Below are 21041 nucleotides of genomic sequence, written 5' to 3'. Positions count from 1 at the left end.
TCGTCCGCCCTCCCCGCCGCCGGCCGCCCGGTGGCGGGGAGGGCGGCGCGCCTTCTCCGTGCCGGACGTCAGTCCCGCAGCCGGGCGACGATCGGGCAGTCCCGCACCACACACACGTCGCACCCGAGCTCCACCGCCCGGAGCGGCACGTGGCTTCCGCCGCCCCGCGGGGCGGCGGAAGCCCCCACCGGCCCCTCGAACTCCAGCAGCAGCAACGCCGAATCGTCCGCCCCGCACGGGGTGGCGTGCCGGTGCACGTCCTCGCGCATCCTGGCCAGGCAGTGGCCGACCGGTCCGTCGCGCAGCAGTCCGCTGTGCGAACCAAGCGGGTAGAAGCGACCGTCCTCGTCCCGGGCCTCGGCCAGTCCGTCGGTGTGGAACAGCACCCGGTCCCCGTCGTGCAGCAGCCCCCGATGACGCCCCGGCCGGCCGTCCCCCAGGGCGTCGAGCCCGAGCGGCATCCCGGGCCGGTCCGGCTCGGTCCAGGTCACTCCGCCGCCCGCCCGGACCACCAGCGGCGCCGGATGACCGTAGTTGAGCACGGTCATCCGGCCGTCCGAGGTCAGCTCGGCGAGTACGGCGGTGGCGAACCGCTCGTCGTCCGGTCGGCGGGCCAGGGCGCACGCCATGCGCACCCCGACCTCCTCCAGGCTCGGCGACACCGCCGCGTACTCCCGGAAGGCGCCCAGCAGGGCCGCCGCGAGCCCGGCGGCCCGCAGCCCCTTCCCCTGGACGTCCCCCATCAGCACCCGGACGCCGCCCCGGACGGGCACCACCTCGTAGAAGTCCCCGCCGATCCTGGCCGCGTCCGCCGCCGACTCGTACGACGCCGCGATGTGTACGGGCCCCGCCGTCTCGGGGACCGTCGGGGCCAGGGCGTCCTGGGCGGTGGCGGCCACGTCGCGCATCACGGCGTGCCCGGACTCGTGGCCCTGCCGGATGCGCGCCGCCGCGGTGGCGACGGCGGTGACCACGGCGACGGCCAGCAGCGACACCCCTGCCCTGGGGGAGGCGAGCACGTCGTCGTGATACGCCAGCACCGTGGCCCAGACCGCCGCGAACAGGCCCGTGCCGGCGACGGCCGGAGGGCGCCCGCGCGCCGAGGCGACGACCGGGCCCACCGCGTAGAGGGCCAGCAGCTTCACCTCCTCGCCCAGCACCAGGTCGAGCAGGGCGACGGCGAGTACGGCCCACGCGCCGCCGCAGTCGAGGTACGTGAAGGCCGGCATTCTCGGGTTCTTCATGACTCTCCCTACCGTGGGCGCCCCGGCCCCGGGGCTTCTCAGACCTCGATGGCGACCCGGCCGTCGGCGGCGGGTTCCGCGTTGCGCCGGGTCTTGGCCCAGCCCGTACGGCCCCGCAGCAACCGGACGAAGCCGCGCGCCGAGACGATGAACAGGTGGTACGCGTACAGCCAGAGCGCGATCCCCCAGAGCACCCCGGTGAGCCGGGACCGCTCGGGCGCGAACTCGCGGCGGTAGACCGGGCCCCAGAGCACGAACGGGACGATCGACAGGAGCCCCAGGGCGAGCGCGACCGGCCAGGCGGAGAGCACCACGTGGGCGGCCTCGCCGTCGAGGACGAGCGCGGTCAGCATGAGGACGCTGAGCAGCAGGGTCGCGAGATGGGCGACCGGCTGGAAGAAGGTGTACAGGCACTCCAGCACGCCCTTGGCCGAGTAGTGCCGGGAGCCGGTGATCCGGCCCGCGTACCGCACGCACTGGATGTTGCCCTGCGCCCAGCGGGTGCGCTGGGTGAGGAAGCGCCGGGTGCGGGGCAGGGCCTCCTGGGTCACCCAGGTGTCCGCCAGATGGGTGACGCCGTAGCCGGCCAGCCGCATCTGGACGCCCAGTTCGTAGTCCTCCAACAGCGCCGCGCGCGCCCACGGCCGGCCGTGCTCCGCCGCGATCCGGTCGAGCGCGGTGAGCCGGGTGAACTGGCCGTTGCCGCCGAGGCCCACCGAGCCGGTGCGGCGGCGAAGGAGCTGCATGCCGGTGTTGGACACGGCGAACTCCGCGTCCTGCATGCGGAGCAGCAGCCGGGCGTAGGCGTTGGCGAGCCTGCCCCGGCCGGGGAGCGGGCGGGCGTCCTCGACGTTGCGCATGCGGACGCCGATCTGCACCCCGCCGGTCTCCGGGTCGCCGAAGGCGTCGGGGCCCGCCGCGTACGCGAGCGCGTCCGGCGACAGCCTGCCGTCGGCGTCGACCACGCAGACGACGACCCGGTCCCGGTCCGGCTCCTCGGAGAGTGCCGCGTACGCGGCGTTGAGCGCGGCGCCCTTGCCGTTGCGGGCGTCGGGCAGCCGCCGGGAGACGAGGTGCACCCGGTCGTCGCGGGCGGCGAGCGCACCCGCGATCGAGCCCGTCCGGTCCTCGCTCGCGTCGTCGATGACCCAGACGTGCCCGCCCGGGAAGTCGGCGCGCAGCCGGGTCACGGTGGTCCCGATGACGGTCTCCTCGTCACGGCAGGGCACGAGGAAGTGCCAGCCGAAGGCGTCGGGGTCGCCGGTACGGGAGGGCCGTCGGTGCGCGTAGGCACGGCGGGCACCGGCCCAGTAGAGGAGGAAACAGGCGAGCAGGAGGAACGGGAAGACGTAGAGGAGGAGATCGAGGACCATGCGGACGCTCCTGGGAGGCGGCGGACGAGGACGGGCGGTCCGCGGCTCAGGCGGGGACCGGGCCGGCCACGCCGCCCGGCAGCGCCGCGTCCGCGGTGAGACCGGCGATCCGGCGCGAGGCGCTGCCGTCGCCGTACGGGCTCGGCAGTCCGGCGAGCCGCCGCAGGCCGTCCGGGCCCTCGGCCAGCCTGCGGCGCGCGGCGGCTTCGATGCCGAGGCCGGGCTCCACGAGGTCCGCGAAGTCGGTGAGCGATTCGGGCCGTTCGGTGGACCGGCGGACGACGACGAGCGGCCGGCCGAGGACGGTGGCCTCCTCCTGGATGCCGCCCGAGTCGGAGATGATCAGCGCCGCGTGCCGGGCGAGGGCCAGGAAGGCGCCGTAGCCCGTCGGCGGTACGACGGTGACCGCGTCGAGCAGCGGCCACAGTCCCGCCTCCTCGACGCGGGCCCGGGTGCGCGGGTGCAGGGGCATGACGACGGGCAGCCGCTTGGCGAGGCCCGCGAGTTCGCCGAGCACGACGGCCAGCACGGCCGGGTCGTCGGTGTTCTCCGGGCGGTGCACGGTGGCCAGGACGTAGCCGTCCGCGTCGAGCCCGTGGTCCGCGAGGAGCCGGGTCCGCTCGTCCGGCGGCGGCAGATGGTCGCGGACGGCCTCGACCACGGTGTTGCCGGTGACGGCGATGCGGTCCGCGTCGATCCCCTCCTCGACGAGGTGGGCGCGGTTGTCGGGGGTGGCGGCGCAGAGCACGTCGGCGAGCCGGTCGATGAGGACCCGGTTGTGCTCCTCGGGCATGTTCCGGTCGTGGCTGCGCAGGCCCGCCTCGACGTGGACGAGCGGCAGCGAACGCGCGTTGGCGGCGAGGGCCCCGGAGAGTGCGGCGTTGGTGTCACCCTGGACGACGACCGCGCGCGGCGGGTCGGCCGCGAACCGCTGGTCGAGACCGGTGAGCGCGGCGCCGACCTGCACCGCCCTGGGCCGCCCTCCGACGCCGGTGAGGAATCGTGGCTCGGGCAGCCCGAACTCTTCCAGGAAGCCCCCGGACAGGGCCTCGTCGTAGTGCTGGCCGGTGTGCACGACCCGGGCCGCGGGCCCGAGGACCCGGATCAGCTCGGCGAGTTTGACCAGCTCGGGGCGGGTACCGAGGACGACGGCGACGCTGTGGGAAGGAAGAGGAGCCATGCCCCCGAGTGTTGATGAACATGGTTGCCAAAACGGCTGCGACAACGTTGTCGAACGGTTGCTTCCGGTCCGGAACGGCCACCGGGGACGTACGACAGAGTCGTTCTGCCCTACCGCGGACTCACCGAGGTCCCGGCGGCACCACCGACGAAGCGGTAGCCGACACCCCGCACCGACTCGACCGGGTCCGGCACGCCGTCACCGGCCGCCGATGCCAGCTTGCGGCGCACCCGGAGCACGGCGAACTTCACCCGGTCCCGGCCGAGCGTGGTCGGGTCGTGCCACACCCGGTCGAGCAGGGCTTCGGTGGTGACGACGGCGCCCCGGTTGCGTACCAGCAGTTGCAGCAGCCGGTACTCGATGTCGCTGAGGCGGACCTCGGCCCCGTGCCACAGGACGGTCCGGCGGTCCGCGAGGAGTCTGAGGTGGCTGCTCACCTCGTCCCCGGCGCGCCCCGCGCCGGACCGGCGCAGCAACGCCTCGACCCGGGCCAGCAGCTCCTCGTTCCGGAACGGCTTGACCACGTAGTCGTCGGCGCCGCCGCGCAGCCCGCGCACCAGGTCCGCGAGGTCGTCGCGGGCGGAGAGGACGATGACCGGGAGGTCGCTCATGTCCCGGGTCCGGGCCAGCACCCGCCAGCCGTCGAGGCCGGGCACCCCCAGATCGAGCAGCATCAGGGCCGGCCGCTCCTCGAACAGCAGCCGCAGCGCGTCCCGGCCGTCGGCGGCGTGCAGCACCTCGTACCCGTCCCCCGCGAGCAGCTCGCGCAACGCCAGGGCCGACGCCGGGTCGTCCTCCACGATCAAGAGTCTCGGCATCGCGGACCGTAGCCCTCCAGGCAGGCCGTCCCGCGCCGGCACGGGCGCGGCGCGAGCGGGCACGTACTTCGAGTGAACCAGCAATGCCCGTCCACCGCCCACCGCACTCGGCGGCGAACCCCCGATCAGCCGTGTCACCGACCTCCGTGGACGGAACACCTGGGCAGCGGCCTCAGCCGGTCGGGCCGAACCGGCTCAGGTAGGCGTCGAGGCCGTCCGGTGTGGTTCCGGTCCAGCCGATGTACCCGTCCGGCCGTACGAGGAAGAGCCCGGTGCCGTACGCGCCGGGCGCACTCCCGCCGACCACCCGGGCGACCGGTCCGCCCGTTCCGCCGGGTGCGTCGGGTGCGTCGGTCCCGAGCGCGAGCAGCGTCCAGTGCGGCCCCCGGAAGGCGTCGAAGAGCCGTACGCCGTCCACGGTCGCGTCGGGGGCGCGGTCGCCGGCCCGGAGTGCGCCCTCGGGGACCGCCTCCCGGGTCTCCTCGGTGAGCGACGACTCGCGGTAGCCGAGGCCCAGTTGGCGGGTGGCGTCGCCTCGGCGGACCTCGCCGCGGTGGACGCCGGTGGACAGGTCGAGCATCTGGGCGGCGACCGGGCGCCGTTCCTCCTCATAGCTGTCCAGGAGCGCGGCCGGGGCGCCGCCCGTCAGGACCGCGCCCAGCTTCCAGCCCAGGTTGTAGGCGTCCTGGACGCTGGTGTTCAGGCCCTGGCCGCCCGCCGGGGAGTGCACATGCGCGGCGTCCCCGGCGAGGAAGACCCGGCCCGCCCGGAAGCGGTCGGCCAGGGCGGCGCGGGGGCGGAAGTCCGAGGCCCAGCGCACCTCGGTGACGGCCTCGGCGGGGAGGTGCGAGCGCTCGGCGACGACCTCGCGGATGCCGTCCGGGGTGAGGTCGACGTCGGTGCCCTCCGCGAACCGGGCGGTCACCTGGAAGTCCTCCGTGCCGGCCAGCGGCCAGATCGCGAGGAGGTCGTCGCCGTCGCGGGGCGGGAAGATGTGCCAGTTGTCGCGGTCCAGGCCGGCGATGCGGACGTCCGCGACCAGCATCGGGTTCGGATCGACGGTCTCCCCCGTCATCCCGATGCCCAGCGCGCGGCGCACCGCCGACCGGCCGCCGTCGGCGGCGACCAGACAACGGCCGCGCACCGTACCGCCACCGGAGAGCCGCACGGTGACGCCCTCCGCGTCCTGCGTGAGGCCGACCGCCTCCCGGCCGAAGGAGACCTCGCCGCCCAGCTCCGCCAGCCGCGCGGCCAGGATCTCCTGGGTGCGCCACTGCGGCACCATCCACGGCTCGTTGTACGGCGAGTCCTCGCTCGGCTCGACCGGGTCGAACAGGTGGTGCTCGCCGACCCGCTCCCCGTCGCGCCAGACCATGCCGACCGGGTAGGCGCCGCCCGCCGCGTGGACCGCGTCGATGACCCCGAGGTCGTCGAAGACCTCCATGGTGCGGGGCTGGAGGCCCTTGCCCCGGGAGCCGGGGAACAGCGCGTCCGCGCGTTCCAGGACGAGCGCGTGCACGCCGCGCCGGGCCAGGTCCACTCCGAGGGCGAGACCGGTGGGGCCCGCGCCGACGATCACGGCATCCGCGTCCATGACGATCTCCTTAACGTTGTTAAGTGCTCAGTGGTTCCGAGGATGTCCTTAACGGCGTTAAGCTGTCAAGCGTGAGTACCGACCGACGCGCCCCCCTCGACCGCCGACGGGTCGCGGACACGGCGTTGAGCCTGCTGAACGAGGTGGGCCTGGACGGGCTGACCCTGCGCGCCATCGCGAAGGAGCTGGACGTCAAGGCGCCCGCCCTGTACTGGCACTTCAAGGACAAGCAGGCACTGCTGGACGAGATGGCGACGGAGATGTACCGGCGCATGCTCGCCGGGACCCCTTTCGACCCGGACGACACCTGGCGGGAGCGGCTGCGGAAGACCAACCACGCGCTGCGGACGTCGCTGCTCGGCTACCGGGACGGCGCCAGGGTGTTCAGCGGTTCACGCTTCACGGGCGCGGTGCACGCCGAGCAGATGGAGGAGAGCCTGCGGCTGCTCACGGCCGCCGGGTTCACCCTGGCCCAGGCGGTGCGGGCGGCCACGACGACGTACATGTTCACGCTGGGCTTCGTCATCGAGCAGCAGGGCGTCGAGCCCCTGCCGGGCCTGCGCCGGGAGGGCTTCGACGTGGCCGAGCGCGCGCGGATGCTGGCCGCCCACCCGCTGACCGCCGCGGCGGGTGCGGAGATCTTCGCGGACTACGAGCAGCATTACGAGGAAGCGCTCGACCTGGTGATCGCGGGCGTCGCGGCGGCCTACGGCGTCGGCTGACGGCGCGCGTGGCGGCCGGGGACGTCAGTCCAGATCGATGACGACCTTGATGTCGCCGTCCTGCGGCGTGAACGCGTCGGCGGCGTCCCGCAGCGGCACCCGCCGGGTGATCATCCGCTCCAGCCAGGCCGGCTCGGCGCGCCGGAGGGCATCGGCGCCCGCCTGGTAGTGGCGCAGACTGGCATTGACCGAGCCCACCACGGCGACGTTCCCCCGCACCAGCTCGTTGTTGAGCGTGCCCGCCTCCACCGGCAGCCGTTGGGCCTCCGGCGACACACCGATCAGGCAGACGATCCCGTAGCTCGCGGTCCCCCGCATCGCCCCCAGGACCACGTCCCCGGCGCCCGTCGCCTCGATCACCACGTCGGGCCGGAGGGCGGAGGCCACGTCATCGATGGAGCCGCTGTGGTACGTGGCGCCCAGCCCGGCCACCAGACCGGGCTTCGGCCCCGAGGTCACCCGGTCGAGGACGTGGACGTCGAGCCCGCGCTGCCGGCCCAGCAGCGCGGCCAGCAGGCCGATCGGCCCGGCACCGGTGACCAGGACCCGCTCCGGCGCGAACCAGGAGCGCGCGCCGATCCGTTCGACCTGCTCCCACGCCTTGGCGAGCACGGTGGCCGGCTCCAGCAGGACGCCGACGCGCTCCAGGGACGGGTCGAGCCGGACCGCGTAGTCGCTCTCGACGGTCCAGAACCGGCTGGCGTAACCGTGCCGTTCCTTGATCCCGCGCTCCGTGTAGCGCCCGTTGCGGCACATGTCGAACTCGCCCCGGGCGCAGGCGCCGCACGGTTCCGGATCGGGGCGCCGCACGACGCCCACGACCAGGTCACCTGCGGCGAAGCCGCTCCCCGCGGGCGCCTGCCGCACCCGGCCCAGCGACTCATGACCGATGATCAGCCGGTCCTCGCCCCGCGGCGCCCGCCCGAGCACGCCGGCCAGGATCTCCCGGTCCGTGCCGCACACCCCCACGGAGATCCCGTCGACCAGGAGCTCCCCCGCACCCGGCACCGGGTCGGGGACCTCGCGGACCTCAAGGCTCTTGCCGGCGGAGGGCCGGACGGTCACGGCACGCATGAGTCCCCTTCCCGGAGCGCCGGGCTCAGACCAGCCCGAACGACCGCAGCGCCCACCGCTGCGCCGGGGTCGGGTGGGCCGGCCAGTAGACGTAACAGACCCCGCCGGTCCCGCTCTTGACGTTGCCGCTCGCGTCGTACCGCTTCGTCCGCAGCCAGATGGTCTCCCACTCGTGGCGCTTGTAGACGTGACGGACCGCGTCGTCGTTCGGGGACGCGGGGTCGTTGGCGATGACGTCGCCGTCGGCGGTGAAGCCGATGACCGTCATCAGGTGGCCCGAGGTGCCGTAGCCCGCGCCGGTCAGCTCCTCCTTGAGGAAGGACTGCGAGGTGATGACGGGGATGCCCGCACGGACCAGGGTCTCCACGTCGTTCAGGGAACCGAGCCGGGTCACGGCGGCGCTCATGTCGTGGTACGTGGCCGCGTAGGCGGCGTTGAACGGCCAGTTGCCGCAGCCCTCGTACTGGTTGTCGTACGTGAAGCGGGCGGCGTGGCAGACCGAGGGGTCCTGTATGCCGGGCTCCACCCAGGCCAGGTCGGCGGCGGAGGGCTCGCGGCCCCAGTACTCGACGATCATCTGCGAGGAGGTGGGGCTGCACCACGCCTCGCCGCCGTTGTCGTACTCCGGGTACTGGCCGACGTGGACGTTCTGCGAGTAGCGCGGCACCGGCAGCTCGCGGACCAGGCCCGGGGTGCTCGCGGGCACCGTGAAGCGGTCCGGGATGTCCGAGGCCATCGCGCCCACCCGCCACACCGTCGGGGTGAGGCGGCTGCCCGGGGTGCGGTACAGCGTCAGCCGGAGGCGGTACGTGAGCAGGCGCAGGCCGCTCGCCGCGTCGTCCACCGAGAAGGTGTCCGTCCAGATGGAGCTCTTGCCGTCGCTCTGGTCGTCCACCGAGGTGCGGCGGATGTCCGCGTCACCGGCGGCCCAGCGGCCCATCACGTACCACGGGGTCTCGGTACCGTCCGAGTAGCGGCCGCACAGCTCGACCTGGAGCCAGGTGCCGGCCGGGGTCTCCGCGTTCCAGGAGGCGATCACCTCGGTCGCGGGGACGCGGGAGCGGTGGACGGGCGAGGTCCAGGTCGCGTACTCCCAGGCGGCGGTGGTGCCGGTGTGCGGGTCGGTGTAGTCCGTGCTGCCCAGCGGGTGGGCGATGACAAGGCCGGCACGGCGGCCGGCGACCGCACGGGTCCCGGCGCGGTCGCCGCAGCGCCAGTCGGTGTACGTGGTCCAGGCGTGGTGGTCCACCGAGGGCGGCGCGGGCCGGGCACGGCGGGGGGCCGCCGCCGCGGAGGCGGCGGACGACAGCGTTCCGGCACCGGCGGCCGCCACGACGGCGGCGGCGAGCACGGTGCGGCGTGAGGTGGGACTGGGCATGGGCGAGACCCCCGGTCGTCGTCTGCGGAATGGGGCTGCGGTGCACGACAGTGCGCCAACTATCGCGGGTCACGTCCCGGTTCGGCCAGCGATTCGACCCGCGCCGATCAACCAATATTGGTCTCGACCACTGGCGTGACCTGCGGCTGGGCCGAACGGGCTACCGCCCGCCCCGGCTCGTAGGCTGGGCGCATGAACGCTCTCGCGCTCCACGCCGCGCGGCTCTCCGCCCTCCCGCCGTCCTGCGGACCGGTGCGGCTGGTCGCCGTGGACGGGCACGCGGGATCGGGCAAGAGCACCTTCGCCGGGCGGCTCGCGACGGCGCTGGGCGGGGCACCCGTGCTGCATCTGGACGATCTGGCCACGCACGAGGAACTGTTCGCCTGGACCGGCCGACTGCGCGAGCAGGTGACGGGGCCGCTGTCGCGCGGCGAACCCGCGCGCTACGCGCCGTACGACTGGACGGCGCGGGCCTTCGGCCCGGTCAGGACCCTGGAGCCCGCGCCCGTCGTCCTGATCGAGGGCGTCGGCGCGGGCCGGCGCGCCCTTCGGCCCCTGCTGGCGCGGCTGTTGTGGATGGACCTGCCCGCCGAGGAGTCCTGGGCGCGCGGCCGACGGCGCGACGGACCGGCGCTGCGCTCCTTCTGGGACGGCTGGACGGCGGCCGAGACCGCGCACTTCGCGGCCGACCCGTCGCGCCCCTGGGCGGACGTTCTGGTGCGGCAGTTGCCCAAGGGGTACGAGTGGCTGGAGGGACCCTTGCGGCAGGGGCGCTGAACCGTTTCGTCACCCGGTGTGACCGGCTCGCGCCGCCCTCTCGCGCCGCCGGAATACGGCTCGGAAGTACCTCAACTCCGCTTGACCGGGGGGCGGTACAGGTCTTACGTTCTCAATGTGCGGCTTTTCGGAGCCCCCACAGACGCGAAGCCCCCGGTTGTTCCCCCGTGACCGGGGGCTTCGTCCTGTGCTCCCGGCGCCTTTCCGGCGCCCTCATTCTCACCCTGGGTCACGGCGCCTCTTCGGCCTGCGGCACCCTTCGTCGGATACGCACCGCACAGGTACGATGCCTCTCGGTGCGGTCAATTCCCGTCCACGGCACAGCGATTCGGCGCGCCTCGGCAGGCTCTGGGCGGGCTTTCGGGCGGCGGGACATCCTGGGGGCACGTTCGTGGGGGACCTGATGGACTTCGGTACGCAGGGCACGCAGGCCCCGGCCGACCTCGCCTGGCTGCGGGGCGTGGACGCCTACACGATGGGCGCGTATCCGCAGGCCGAGGAGGAGTTCCGGGCGGCCGTGGGCCAGGACCCCGGCATGGCGGACGCCTGGCTCGGACTGCACGCCCTGCGCGTCGACACCGCGTCGGCGCTGCTGCACATGCACCGCCACCGCGACCGCTTCGGCGAGCAGCGCACCCGCTACCGGCGCACGCTCAACTCCTGGTACTGGCTGGGCTGGTGGGTGCAGCCGGTCCTGGAGAGCCCGCGCGACCTGCTGCTCGCGCACGCCTCGCACTGGCTGGACGGCCGCCATGTCGCGGAGCTGGACCGGGCGCTGGCCGCCCTGCCGCCCGTGGAGACCGACCCCCAGGTCCGCTTCCTGCACGCCTGCCGCTCCTACCTGGTCAAGGACTGGGAACAGCTCGTACGCCACACCGAGCAGCTGATCGAGGACCCCCTGCTGGGCATCGAGGCGGGGCTGTTCGGCGGGATGGCCCGGGTGCGGCTTGAGATGTACGGGCAGGCGGAGCCGATGCTCGCGACGGCCCTGATGCGGTGCCGCAGCGAGCAGCCGCAGCGCAAGGAGCTGCGCTACTGGCTGGCCCGCGCCCACGAGGGCACCGGCCGCAGCGCAGCCGCCCTCCCCCTCTACCGCGCCGTGCACCGCATCGACCCGGCCTTCATGGACACCTCCGCGCGCCTCGCGGCCATCGCGGACTACGACGGACTCGACGGCTCCGAGGACGTGCCGGGGCTCGCGTCCGTGTCCCTGACCGGCGTGGAGGCGGACGCGTTCTACGCGGAGGGCGCCCCGGCGCCGGGCGCCGACCCGGCGGACGGGCGGGAGCTGCCGCCCGGCGGTGAACCGCAGGACGTGCCCGGTGCCGGGGGCGCCCCACTGCCCGGCGGGGTGCGGGCGAAGTCCCCGGCGCCGCAGCCCTTCCCGGCCGGGCCCAGCGACCCGGCGCTGCTGGCCGAGGCGCTGGCCGAGCTGGAGCGGATGGTCGGCCTGGAACCGGTGAAGCGCCAGGTCAAGGCCCTCTCGGCGCAGCTCAACATGGCGCGCCTCCGGGCGGGCCAGGGGCTGCCCGTACAGCCGCCGAAGCGGCACTTCGTGTTCTCCGGACCGTCCGGCACCGGCAAGACGACCGTGGCCCGCATCCTGGGCCGGGTCTTCTACGCGCTGGGCCTGCTCGGCGGCGACCACCTCGTGGAGGCGCAACGGGCGGACCTGGTCGGCGAGTTCCTGGGCCAGACCGCCGTGAAGGCGAACGAGCTGATCGATTCGGCGCTGGGCGGGGTGCTGTTCGTGGACGAGGCGTACAGCCTGTCCAACACCGGGTACAGCAAGGGCGACGCGTACGGCGACGAGGCCCTTCAGGTGCTGCTCAAGCGGGCGGAGGACAACCGGGACCACCTGGTCGTCATCCTCGCCGGCTATCCGGAGGGCATGGACCGGCTGCTGTCCACCAACCCCGGACTCTCCTCCCGCTTCACCACCCGGGTGGACTTCCCCAGCTACCGGCCCCTCGAACTCACCGCGATCGGCGAGGTACTGGCCGCCGAGAACGGCGATGTCTGGGACGAGGAGTCGCTGGAGGAGCTGCGCTCGATCAGCGGCCATGTGGTGGACCAGGGCTGGCTGGACGAGCTGGGCAACGGCCGCTTCCTGCGGACGCTGTACGAGAAGAGCTGCGCCTACCGCGATCTCCGGCTCTCCGGCTGTACGACGCTGCCCACCCGGGACGACCTGGCCACGCTGCGGCTGCCGGACCTGATGCAGGCGTACGGCGAGGTCCTGTCGGGGCGCGGTCCGGTGGGCCGGGGGCAGCAGGAGCCGCCGGCGCTGTGAGTTCGACCCGGCCGCCGGAGGGCTCCGGCGGCCGGGTCGAGCTCAGCCCACCAGGGCCGTGGCCCCGTCCGGGTCCGTCGTCCGCTCCTCCGCGCGGCGGGGCTCCGCCACCCGGTGCGCCGGGTCGCGGACCTCGCCGACCAGCGTCTCCAGGACGTCCTCCATCGCGACCAGGCCGAGCACCCGGCCGGACGCGTCCGCGACCTGGGCGAGGTGCGTGGCGGCGCGTCGCATCACGGTGAGGGCGTCGTCCAGCGGGAGTTCGGCCCGTACGGTGGCCATCGGGCGCCACAGCTGCTGCGGCACCGCGCGCTCCCGGTCCTCCTGGTCGAGGACGTCCTTGACGTGCAGGTAGCCCATGAAGGGGCCGCCGCCCTCGGCGCAGACCGGGAAGCGCGAGAAGCCCGTGCGGACCGTCAGCTCCTCGATGCGGCGGGGAGTGACCGACGGGTCCACGGTCACCAGGGACGCCCGGCGCAGCAGGACGTCGCTGACGGGGCGGCTGCCCAGCTCCAGGGCGTCCTCCAGGCGTTCCTGCGCCTCGGGCTCGATGAGACCGGCCTGCCCGGAGTCCTCCACGAGGCGGTTGAGCTGCTCGCTCGTGAAGACGGCCTCCACCTCGTCCTTCGGTTCGACGCCGAAGAGGCGGAGCACCAGCCGGGCGCAGGCGCCGAGCGCCGCGGTGACCGGGCGGCAGAGCCGGGCGAAGCCGACGAGGCCGGGGCTCAGCCAGAGCGCGGTCTTCTCGGGCGCGGCCATCGCCAGGTTCTTCGGGACCATCTCGCCGATGACGAGGTGGAGGAAGACGACGAGGACGAGCGCGAGGACGTAGCCGAGCGGGTGGATCAGCCCCTCGGGCAGGTGCACGGCTGCGAACACCGGCTCCAGGAGGTGGGCGACGGTGGGTTCGGCGACGGCTCCGAGGGTCAGGGAGCAGACGGTGATGCCGAACTGGGCCGCCGCCATCATCTGCGGCAGGTTCTCCAGGCCGTACAGCACCTGGCGGGCGCGGCCGGAACCGGCGGCGGCGAGGGGGTCGATCTGGCTGCGGCGTACGGAGACGAGCGAGAACTCCGCGCCGACGAAGAAGCCGTTCGCCAGGACCAGGAGTCCGGCGAAGACCAGCTGGACGAGGCTCATCGCGCCGCCTCCAGGACCGTCGGCGCCGAGGCGTCCGCACCGGTGGCGGCCGCCACCCGGACGAAGCGGACCTTCTCGGCACGGTAGTGGCCGACCTGGCGGACCGCGATCCGCCAGCCGGGGAGTTCGGCCCGGTCGCCGGGCGCGGGGATGCGGCCCAGCAGATCGGCGACGAGCCCGGCGACCGTCTCGTACGGGCCGTCGGGCACGTCGAGTCCTATACGGCGCAGGGTGAGGACCCGGCAGCTGCCCTCGGCGTCCCAGGCGGGGCTGCCGTCCTCGGGCGGGGCGGGGGCCAGCTCGGGGCGGTCGGCGCCCTCCGCGTCGTGCTCGTCGCGGACCTCGCCGACCAGCTCCTCGATGATGTCCTCCAGGGTGACGACCCCGGCGGTGCCGCCGTACTCGTCGACCACGACGGCGATCGGCTGCTCCTTGCGGAGCCGCTGGAGGAGCTGTTCGACGGGCAGCGTCTCGGGCACCAGGAGCGGCGGCACGGCGATCCGGCCGGCCGTGGTGCGCAGCCGGTCGGGGGCCGGGACGGCCAGGGCGTCCTTGAGGTGGATCATGCCGACGACCTCGTCGATGCGTTCCCGGTAGACCGGGAAGCGGGACAGGCCGGTGGCCCGGGTGAGGTTGAGGACGTCCTCCGCGGTGGCGGAGGTCTGCAGGGCGCTGACCTTCACGCGCGGGGTCATGACGTGCTGGGCGGTGAGCCCGGCGAGCGACAGGGTCCGTACGAAGAGGTCGGCGGTGTCCTGTTCGAGGGTGCCCGCCTCGGCGGAGTGCCGGGCGAGGGAGACCAGCTCGCCCGGGGTGCGGGCGGAGGCCAGCTCCTCGGTGGGCTCGACGCCGAGGAGGCGTACGAGACGGTTGGCCGCGGTGTTCAGGGCGCCGATGACCGGCCGGAAGAGGCGGGTGAAGCGGGCCTGCGGTCCGGCGACGAACCGGGCGACGGTGAGCGGGCGGGAGACCGCCCAGTTCTTCGGGACGAGTTCGCCGATGACCATCTGGACGGCCGCCGCGAGCAGCATGCCGGTCACCACGCTGACGGTGGGCACGGCGCCGTCGGGCAGCCCGGTCAGGGCGAAGGGGCCGTCCAGCAGCTGGGCGAGCGCCGGTTCGGCGAGCATGCCGACCACCAGCGAGGTGATGGTGATGCCGAGCTGGGTGCCGGAGAGCTGGAAGGAGAGCTCGCGCAGGGCGTCGGTGACGGTGCGGGCCCGCCGGTCGCCCTCGGCGGCGGCGCGCTCGGCGTCCGCGCGTTCCACGGTGACGAGACCGAATTCGGCCGCCACGAAGAAGCCGTTGGCGAGGATGAGAAGGAATGCCGCGCTGAGCAGCAAGAGGGGGGTTGTCATGCCGCCGCCTCCACGGAGGGGGCGGCGCAGGTACTACCGGACGATCCGTCCATTGCTGGAGGGAGTCACTCCTCGGGTCGCAGGAAAATCCCCGCCGGCCGCATGGGCCTTCGGGCGGGGCGGGGCGCGCATGGGGCGCCTCCGCCCTCCAGAGTAATCAACGAGAGGCCGTGCGGGGCAGGGGGCTCAGCCGTTGTCCGTGCCGGTGCCGTGGTTCTCGGCGAGGGCGCGCAGCGCCCGGGCGTCCTGGATGGCGCGCTGTTTGGCGATGCCGGGCTGGATGCCGAGGGCGGGCATGCTGGTGCCGTCGCTGAGGTCGAGGAAGACCCACGGGTCGCCCACCCGCAGGTTGACGCGGACGATCTCGGCCCAGGAGAGACGGCGGCTGCGCGTGAGGTTGACCACGGTCACGCCCTCCTCGTCCGCGACGACCTTGGGGCGGCTGAGCAGCGCCAGGACGCCGAAGAAGAGCAGCGCGGTGAAGACGAAGCTGACCCGCTCTCCCCCGCTGAGCTGTTCGAGGGTGAAGGCGACGACGGTGATGACGGCGAACATCACCGCGCCGACGGTCAGCAGGACCACCCGGGTGCGGGTCGGCCGGAAGGTGACCGGCAGGGCCGTCGGGCCGGGCGGGGGTGCGGGGGCTGACATCGTGCTCTTCTTCCGTCTCCCGCCGTCAGAGACGGCAGGCGTGGATCGCGGTGGTGAGGATGGCGCGGGCGCCGAGGTCGTACAGGTCGTCCATGATCCGCTGCGCCTCGGCGGCGGCGACCATGGAGCGGACGGCGACCCAGCCCTCGTGGTGCAGCGGGGAGATGGTCGGCGACTCCAGGCCCGGGGTGAGGGCGACGGCGCGCTCCAGGTGCTCGACGCGGCAGTCGTAGTCCATCATCACGTAGCTGCGGGCCACCAGGACGCCCTGGAGGCGGCGCAGGAACTGCTGGACCTTGGGCTCGTCGGCGGGGGCTCCGGTGCGCCGGATGACGACGGCCTCGGAGGTCATGATGGGCTCGCCGATGACCTCCAGGCCGGCGTTGCGCAGGCTGGTGCCGGTCTCCACGACGTCCGCGATGACCTGGGCGACGCCGAGTTCGATCGCGGTCTCGACGGCGCCGTCGAGGTGGACGACGGAGGCGTCGACACCGGCCTCGGCGAGGTGCTGGGCGACGATGCCCTCGTAGGAGGTGGCGATCGTCAGGCCGTCGAAGCCCTCGGGGCCCGCGACGGTCCCGGGCTTGGTGGCGTAGCGGAAGGTGGAGCGGGCGAAGCCGAGCTGGAGGATCTCCTCGGCCTCGGCACCGGAGTCCAGCAGCAGGTCGCGGCCGGTGATGCCGATGTCGAGGCGGCCCGAGCTGACGTAGATCGCGATGTCGCGGGGGCGCAGGTAGAAGAACTCGACCTCGTTGGCGGGGTCCACCAGGACGAGTTCCTTCGACTCCTTGCGCTGCTTGTAGCCCGCCTCATGGAGCATCGCCATCGCAGGCCCGGAGATAGCACCCTTGTTGGGGACGGCGATGCGCAGCATGAGGTCGGGTTTCCTTTGCGAAAGGGGTGGCGGGATGACGTACGGGAGGGTGCGGGGCCTGGCTCAGAGGTGGGCGTAGACGTCGTCGAGGGAGATCCCGCGCGCGACCATCATCACCTGGACGTGGTACAGCAGCTGCGAGATCTCCTCGGCGGCGGCGTCCTTGCTCTCGTGCTCGGCGGCCATCCAGACTTCGGCGGCCTCCTCGACGACCTTCTTGCCGATGGCATGGACCCCCTTCTCCACCAGTTCGGCGGTGCGGGAGGTGGAGGGGTCGCCGTTGGCGGCCTTGAGCTGCAGCTCGGCGAAGAGCTCTTCGAAGGTTTTGTTCGCCATGATGTGCCCAGAATACGGGGTGCCGCGCCCGCACTCAGCGCCAGGGTTCGCTGACCGAGCGCAGTGTGGCGGCGGTGGCGACCGCGGCGGTGACCGCTTCGTGCCCCTTGTCCTCGTTGGACCCCTCGATGCCGGCCCGGTCGAGCGCCTGCTCCTCGTTGTCGCACGTGAGTACGCCGAAGCCGACCGGGACGCCGGTGTCGACGGCGACCTGGGTCAGGCCGTTGGTGACGCCGTGGGACACGTATTCGAAGTGCGGGGTGCCGCCGCGGATGATCACGCCGAGGGCGACGATCGCGTCGTACCCGCGCCCGGCCAGCACCTTCGCGACGACGGGGAGCTCGAAGCTGCCCGGGACCCGCAGCAGGGTCGGCTCGTCGATGCCCAGCTCGTGCAGGGCGCGCAGGGCCCCGTCGACCAGCCCGTCCATGACCTTCTCGTGCCACTGCGCGGCGACGACCGCCACACGCAGGTCACCGCAGTTGCGTACGGACAGTTCGGGTGCGCCCTTGCCGCTCATGTCTCTCCTGGGTTCTCTGTACGGTTCTGCTACTGGTTGCCGCAGGCGGACGCGGGGACCGCGTCGAGCCAGGGCAGGTCGTGTCCCATGCGGTCGCGCTTGGTGCGCAGGTACCGCAGGTTGTGCTCGCCGGCCTGGACGGGCATCGGCTCGCGCCCGGTGACGGTCAGGCCGTGCCGGGTGAGCGCGGCCGTCTTGTCCGGGTTGTTCGTCATCAGGCGCAGGCTGCGCACCCCGAGGTCCGCGAGGATCTGGGCGCCCGCCGCGTAGTCCCGGGCGTCGGCGGGCAGGCCGAGCTCCAGGTTGGCGTCGAGCGTGTCGACGCCGCGCTCCTGGAGCTCGTACGCGCGGAGCTTGGAGAGCAGGCCGATGCCCCGGCCCTCGTGGCCGCGGAGATAGACGACGACCCCGCGTCCCTCGTCCGTGATCCGCTCCATGGAGGCGTGCAGCTGGGGGCCGCAGTCGCAGCGCTCGGAGGCGAAGATGTCGCCGGTCAGGCACTCGGAGTGGACCCGGACCAGGACGTCGTCGCCGTCCCCGAGGTCGCCGTGGACCAGCGCGACGTGTTCCACGCCGTCCACGGTCGAGCGGTAGCCGTACGCGGTGAACGCGCCGAAGCGGGTGGGGAGCCGGACCTCGGCCTCGCGGCGGACGGTGGGCTCGTTGCCGCGGCGGTACGCGATCAGGTCCTCGATGGAGATGATCGTGAGGCCGTGCTTGCGGGCGAACGGCACCAGCTGGGGCAGCCGCAGCATGACGCCGTCCTCGCCGGCGATCTCGACGATCGCCCCGGCGGGCCGGAGTCCGGCGAGCCGGGCGAGGTCGACGGCGGCCTCGGTGTGCCCGTTGCGCACGAGGACCCCGCCGGAGCGGGCGCGCAGCGGGAAGACGTGGCCGGGGCGGACGAAGTCGCCGGGGCCGGCCACGCCGTCGGCGAGCAGCCGGAGCGTGGTGGCGCGGTCGGCGGCGGAGATTCCGGTGGAGACGCCGTGGGCGGCCGTGGCGTCGACGGAGACGGTGAAGGCGGTCTTCATCGACTCGGTGTTGTGGTCCACCATCTGGGGCAGTGCGAGCCGTTCCAGCTCGTCGCTCTCCATGGGCGCGCAGATCAGTCCGCGGCACTCGCTCATCATGAACGCGACGATCTCGGGCGTGGCCTTCTCGGCGGCGATGACGAGGTCACCCTCGTTCTCGCGGTCCTCGTCGTCCACGACCACGACGGGGCGGCCCGCCGCGATGTCCCGGATGGCCTGCTCGACGGGGTCCAGGGCCAGGTCCTCGACGGGCGCTTCGTGTTCCCGGTGCAACCAGGTGGGCTGGGCAGTCATGCCGTGGCTCCTTCCAGAGCGGGTGTCCGCGTACGCAGCCACCAGTCGCGCATGCCCCACAGGACGAGGGCCCCGTAGACGACGTAGATGAGACCGGAGAAGGCGAGCCCGCTGTGGAAGTTCAGCGGGACGCCGACGAGGTCGACCAGGAGCCAGGCGAACCAGAACTCGACCATGCCGCGCGCCTGGGCGAGCATCGCGACCAGCGTGCCCGCGAAGATGTAGGCGTCCGCCCACGGGCTCCAGGAGAGCGAGGGGAAGGCGGTGAAGAGGCCGCCGACCGCGAGGGTGCCGAGGGCCGCCCCGCCGACCAGGTAGCCGCGTTCGCGCCAGGTGGCGAAGCGGACCGCTATGGAGCCGTCCTGGGCCTGCTGCCGGCCCCGGGTCCACTGCTGCCAGCCCCAGACGGCGACCGCGATCACGATGACCTGCTTGCCGACGCTGCCCGCCTGCTGGACGGAGACGTTGGCGGCGACCAGCACGACGCCGGACAGGAGCTGGGCGGGCCAGGTCCAGATCGAGCGCAGCCAGCCGAGTGCGAGCGCGATCAGGCCGACGGTGTTGCCGATCATGTCGGACCAGATGATGTGCTGGTCGAGGACGGTGAACGCCTCGGAGTTCAGCCAGTGCAGGGCGCTCACTTCGCGTCCTCCCCGGTCTCCGGCGCGCCGTTGCCGAGCAGCCGCTCGACGTACTTGGCGATGACGTCCACTTCGAGGTTGACCGGGTCGCCGGGGCCCTTGATGCCGAGCGTGGTCAGCGCGAGGGTGGTGGGGATGAGGCTGATGGTGAAGGAGTCGGATCCGGCGTCCACCACGGTCAGGCTGACGCCGTCGACGGTGATCGAGCCCTTCTCCACCACGTACCGGGTGAGGGCGCCGGGGAGCGAGATCTTGACGATCTCCCAGTTCTCGGAGGGCCTGCGCTCCAGGATGCGGCCGGTGCCGTCGACGTGGCCCTGGACGATGTGGCCGCCGAGCCGTCCGCCGAGCGCCATCGGGCGTTCGAGGTTGACGCGGGAGCCGGTCGTCAGGGCGCCGAGGCTGGAGCGGTTCAGCGTCTCCGCCATCACATCGGCGGTGAACTCGTGCTCGCCGAGGTCCACGACGGTCAGGCAGACCCCGTTCACGGCGATGGAGTCCCCGTGCTTGGCGCCCTCGGTGACGACGGGTCCGCGCAGGCGGAAGCGGGAGGCGTCGTCCAGTTGCTCGACGGCGGTGACCTCGCCCAGTTCTTCGACGATTCCGGTGAACATTCAGTTCTCCTTCCGGACGGGGCCGGGGACGGCGGTGACGCGCAGATCGGGGCCGATGCGGACGGTCTCCGTCACGTCGAGGCGCAACGCCTCGGTCAGCGTGGAGATTCCGGCGTCGGCGAGGGCCGCGGGGCCCGCGCCGATGAGGACGGGGGCGAGATAGCCGACGACCTTGTCGACGAGTCCCGCGGCGACGAAGGCGCCGGCCAGGACCGGGCCGCCTTCGAGGAGTACGGAGCGGACGCCGCGCTCGTGGAGGGCGGCGAGCAGGGCGGCCGGGTCGAGCCCGGGCCCGCCGGCCGCGCGGGGCAGGCGCAGGACCACCTCGTCGGGCAGGTGGCCGGTGTCCGCGTCCTCGGCGACCGCGACCAGGGTGGGCGCGGTGGCGTCGAGGACCCGGGCGCCGGGGCGTACGGCGGTGGCGCGGGTGTCCATGACGACGCGCAGGGGCTGGACGGCGCCGTCGATGCCGCGCACCCCGAGCTGGGGGTCGTCGGCGCGGGCGGTGCCGGAGCCGACGAGGACCGCGTCGGCCTCGGCGCGCAGCCGGTGCACGTCGGCGCGGGACTCGGCGGAGCTGATCCAGCGGCTGGTGCCGTCGGCGGCGGCGACCCGGCCGTCCAGGCTCGCCGCGTACTTCCAGGTGATGTGCGGGCGGCCCCGGCGGACGGAGGTGAGCCAGGCGGCGTTGCCCGCCTCGGCCTCGTCGGCGAGGAGGCCCGCCTCGGCCCGGACGCCGGCGGCGCGGAGCGTGTCGGCGCCTCCGGTCGCCTGCGGGTTCGGGTCGCCGACCGCGTACACGACACGGGCGATCCCGGCCTCGATGAGCGCCTGGGCACAGGGGCCGGTGCGGCCGGTGTGGTTACACGGTTCGAGGGTGACGTAGGCGGTCCCGCCCCGGGCCCGGTCGCCGGCCGCGCGCAGGGCGTGGATCTCGGCGTGCGGGCCGCCGGCGCGCTGGTGGAAGCCCTCGCCCGCGGTCGCGCCGGCGGCGTCGAGGACGACGCATCCCACGACCGGGTTGGGGCTGGTGGAGCCGAGGCCGCGGGCGGCGAGCGTGATGGCTCGGCGCATGGCGGTGATGTCGGCTGCGGTGGCCACCGGGTCCTCCTGCCTCTTCGGGCAC

20 protein-coding genes are annotated in these 21041 nt (G+C 73.5%); 3 read left to right on the top strand and 17 right to left on the bottom strand.

The features are described from left to right. Positions 1-68 precede the first annotated feature (68 nt). The 5 genes from OG867_RS27900 to OG867_RS27880 all read right to left on the bottom strand — a co-directional run bounded on the left by OG867_RS27900 (position 69) and on the right by OG867_RS27880 (position 6209). A complete protein-coding gene (locus tag OG867_RS27900; RefSeq protein WP_406289443.1) occupies positions 69-1244 on the bottom strand; it encodes a PP2C family protein-serine/threonine phosphatase in 1176 nt (391 codons plus the stop codon). Positions 1245-1282: 38 nt separating this feature from the next. Next, positions 1283-2617 carry a glycosyltransferase family 2 protein gene (locus tag OG867_RS27895; protein ID WP_406289441.1) on the bottom strand — a complete coding sequence of 445 codons (1335 nt, stop codon included), beginning with the start codon at positions 2615-2617 and terminating at the stop codon, positions 1283-1285. A gap of 46 nt (positions 2618-2663) precedes the next feature. Further along, on the bottom strand, positions 2664-3797 hold the full coding sequence (gene wecB / locus OG867_RS27890; protein ID WP_406289438.1) for a non-hydrolyzing UDP-N-acetylglucosamine 2-epimerase: 1134 nt from the start codon (positions 3795-3797) through the stop codon (positions 2664-2666). A 110-nt stretch (positions 3798-3907) separates the two neighbouring features. Further along, a complete protein-coding gene (locus tag OG867_RS27885) occupies positions 3908-4615 on the bottom strand; it encodes a response regulator transcription factor (RefSeq protein ID WP_406289435.1) in 708 nt (235 codons plus the stop codon). A gap of 172 nt (positions 4616-4787) precedes the next feature. Continuing rightward, the gene (locus OG867_RS27880) at positions 4788-6209 is read right to left on the bottom strand and encodes an FAD-dependent oxidoreductase (RefSeq protein ID WP_406289433.1); all 1422 of its coding nucleotides are present in this window, start codon (positions 6207-6209) and stop codon (positions 4788-4790) included. A gap of 71 nt (positions 6210-6280) precedes the next feature. Here OG867_RS27880 and OG867_RS27875 point away from each other — a divergent pair, with 71 nt between their 5' ends. After that, a complete protein-coding gene (locus OG867_RS27875; RefSeq protein WP_406289430.1) occupies positions 6281-6931 on the top strand; it encodes a TetR/AcrR family transcriptional regulator C-terminal domain-containing protein in 651 nt (216 codons plus the stop codon). A 24-nt stretch (positions 6932-6955) separates the two neighbouring features. On the opposite strand, the gene OG867_RS27870 is transcribed toward OG867_RS27875, so the two are convergent. Both OG867_RS27870 and OG867_RS27865 read right to left on the bottom strand, forming a co-directional pair. Continuing rightward, positions 6956-8005 (bottom strand): glucose 1-dehydrogenase, encoded by a 1050-nt coding sequence (locus OG867_RS27870; protein ID WP_406289428.1) that lies wholly within the window; start codon positions 8003-8005, stop codon positions 6956-6958. Between the two features lie 25 nt (positions 8006-8030). Next, positions 8031-9383, bottom strand: a complete 1353-nt coding sequence (locus OG867_RS27865; protein ID WP_406289426.1) for a peptidase C39 family protein — start codon at positions 9381-9383, stop codon at positions 8031-8033. Between the two features lie 192 nt (positions 9384-9575). On the opposite strand from OG867_RS27865, the gene OG867_RS27860 reads away from it, so the two are divergent. Together OG867_RS27860 and OG867_RS27855 are read left to right on the top strand one after the other, a co-directional pair. Beyond that, positions 9576-10160 carry a hypothetical protein gene (locus OG867_RS27860; protein WP_328899201.1) on the top strand — a complete coding sequence of 195 codons (585 nt, stop codon included), beginning with the start codon at positions 9576-9578 and terminating at the stop codon, positions 10158-10160. 403 nt (positions 10161-10563) lie between these two features. Then, positions 10564-12453: an AAA family ATPase gene (locus OG867_RS27855; protein ID WP_328899202.1), complete on the top strand. Its 1890-nt coding sequence runs from the start codon at positions 10564-10566 to the stop codon at positions 12451-12453. 42 nt (positions 12454-12495) lie between these two features. On the opposite strand, the gene OG867_RS27850 is transcribed toward OG867_RS27855, so the two are convergent. The 10 genes from OG867_RS27850 to ribD form a co-directional block, all read right to left on the bottom strand. Further along, positions 12496-13593 (bottom strand): hemolysin family protein, encoded by a 1098-nt coding sequence (locus OG867_RS27850; RefSeq protein ID WP_406289423.1) that lies wholly within the window; start codon positions 13591-13593, stop codon positions 12496-12498. Continuing rightward, positions 13590-14951: a hemolysin family protein gene (locus OG867_RS27845; protein ID WP_328899204.1), complete on the bottom strand. Its 1362-nt coding sequence runs from the start codon at positions 14949-14951 to the stop codon at positions 13590-13592. The genes OG867_RS27850 and OG867_RS27845 overlap by 4 nt, the downstream gene beginning before the upstream one ends. Positions 14952-15137: 186 nt before the next feature. Further along, a complete protein-coding gene (locus OG867_RS27840) occupies positions 15138-15602 on the bottom strand; it encodes a PH domain-containing protein (RefSeq protein ID WP_328899205.1) in 465 nt (154 codons plus the stop codon). A 25-nt stretch (positions 15603-15627) separates the two neighbouring features. Beyond that, entirely contained in the window at positions 15628-16476 is an 849-nt protein-coding gene (gene hisG / locus OG867_RS27835) for an ATP phosphoribosyltransferase (RefSeq protein ID WP_403995813.1), read from the bottom strand. A 63-nt stretch (positions 16477-16539) separates the two neighbouring features. Then, positions 16540-16812 (bottom strand): phosphoribosyl-ATP diphosphatase, encoded by a 273-nt coding sequence (locus tag OG867_RS27830; protein WP_018103937.1) that lies wholly within the window; start codon positions 16810-16812, stop codon positions 16540-16542. 34 nt (positions 16813-16846) lie between these two features. Beyond that, positions 16847-17332, bottom strand: coding sequence for a 6,7-dimethyl-8-ribityllumazine synthase (gene ribH / locus OG867_RS27825; RefSeq protein ID WP_018103936.1), 486 nt, complete (start codon positions 17330-17332; stop codon positions 16847-16849). Between the two features lie 29 nt (positions 17333-17361). Further along, positions 17362-18660, bottom strand: a complete 1299-nt coding sequence (locus OG867_RS27820) for a bifunctional 3,4-dihydroxy-2-butanone-4-phosphate synthase/GTP cyclohydrolase II (protein ID WP_406289419.1) — start codon at positions 18658-18660, stop codon at positions 17362-17364. Beyond that, on the bottom strand, positions 18657-19301 hold the full coding sequence (locus OG867_RS27815; RefSeq protein ID WP_018103934.1) for a nicotinamide mononucleotide transporter family protein: 645 nt from the start codon (positions 19299-19301) through the stop codon (positions 18657-18659). Before OG867_RS27815 ends, OG867_RS27820 begins: the two co-directional genes overlap by 4 nt. Further along, entirely contained in the window at positions 19298-19915 is a 618-nt protein-coding gene (locus OG867_RS27810; protein WP_406289417.1) for a riboflavin synthase, read from the bottom strand. The genes OG867_RS27815 and OG867_RS27810 overlap by 4 nt, the downstream gene beginning before the upstream one ends. Continuing rightward, complete coding sequence (ribD, locus tag OG867_RS27805; protein WP_406289414.1) at positions 19916-21016, bottom strand: bifunctional diaminohydroxyphosphoribosylaminopyrimidine deaminase/5-amino-6-(5-phosphoribosylamino)uracil reductase RibD; 1101 nt, start codon at positions 21014-21016, stop codon at positions 19916-19918. Positions 21017-21041: the final 25 nt, after the last annotated feature.

Origin of the sequence: Streptomyces sp. NBC_00209 (genome assembly GCF_045206345.1) — a bacterium.
In the GTDB taxonomy this organism is placed as follows: Bacteria; Actinomycetota; Actinomycetes; order Streptomycetales; family Streptomycetaceae; genus Streptomyces.
The sequence above is the reverse complement of the archived record's forward strand: the minus strand, read 5'-3'. Positions and strand labels throughout refer to the sequence as shown.

Excerpts from the sequence above, each read along its gene's own strand:
- OG867_RS27900 (WP_406289443.1), bottom strand. The coding sequence starts at position 1,244 with ATGAAGAACCCGAGAATGCCGGCCTTCACGTACCTCGACTGCGGCGGC.
- OG867_RS27895 (WP_406289441.1), bottom strand. The coding sequence starts at position 2,617 with ATGGTCCTCGATCTCCTCCTCTACGTCTTCCCGTTCCTCCTGCTCGCC.
- wecB (WP_406289438.1), bottom strand. The coding sequence starts at position 3,797 with ATGGCTCCTCTTCCTTCCCACAGCGTCGCCGTCGTCCTCGGTACCCGC.
- OG867_RS27885 (WP_406289435.1), bottom strand. The coding sequence starts at position 4,615 with ATGCCGAGACTCTTGATCGTGGAGGACGACCCGGCGTCGGCCCTGGCG.
- OG867_RS27880 (WP_406289433.1), bottom strand. The coding sequence starts at position 6,209 with ATGGACGCGGATGCCGTGATCGTCGGCGCGGGCCCCACCGGTCTCGCC.
- OG867_RS27870 (WP_406289428.1), bottom strand. The coding sequence starts at position 8,005 with ATGCGTGCCGTGACCGTCCGGCCCTCCGCCGGCAAGAGCCTTGAGGTC.
- OG867_RS27865 (WP_406289426.1), bottom strand. The coding sequence starts at position 9,383 with ATGCCCAGTCCCACCTCACGCCGCACCGTGCTCGCCGCCGCCGTCGTG.
- OG867_RS27860 (WP_328899201.1), top strand. The coding sequence starts at position 9,576 with ATGAACGCTCTCGCGCTCCACGCCGCGCGGCTCTCCGCCCTCCCGCCG.
- OG867_RS27855 (WP_328899202.1), top strand. The coding sequence starts at position 10,564 with ATGGACTTCGGTACGCAGGGCACGCAGGCCCCGGCCGACCTCGCCTGG.
- OG867_RS27850 (WP_406289423.1), bottom strand. The coding sequence starts at position 13,593 with ATGAGCCTCGTCCAGCTGGTCTTCGCCGGACTCCTGGTCCTGGCGAAC.
- OG867_RS27845 (WP_328899204.1), bottom strand. The coding sequence starts at position 14,951 with ATGACAACCCCCCTCTTGCTGCTCAGCGCGGCATTCCTTCTCATCCTC.
- OG867_RS27840 (WP_328899205.1), bottom strand. The coding sequence starts at position 15,602 with ATGTCAGCCCCCGCACCCCCGCCCGGCCCGACGGCCCTGCCGGTCACC.
- hisG (WP_403995813.1), bottom strand. The coding sequence starts at position 16,476 with ATGCTGCGCATCGCCGTCCCCAACAAGGGTGCTATCTCCGGGCCTGCG.
- OG867_RS27830 (WP_018103937.1), bottom strand. The coding sequence starts at position 16,812 with ATGGCGAACAAAACCTTCGAAGAGCTCTTCGCCGAGCTGCAGCTCAAG.
- ribH (WP_018103936.1), bottom strand. The coding sequence starts at position 17,332 with ATGAGCGGCAAGGGCGCACCCGAACTGTCCGTACGCAACTGCGGTGAC.
- OG867_RS27820 (WP_406289419.1), bottom strand. The coding sequence starts at position 18,660 with ATGACTGCCCAGCCCACCTGGTTGCACCGGGAACACGAAGCGCCCGTC.
- OG867_RS27810 (WP_406289417.1), bottom strand. The coding sequence starts at position 19,915 with ATGTTCACCGGAATCGTCGAAGAACTGGGCGAGGTCACCGCCGTCGAG.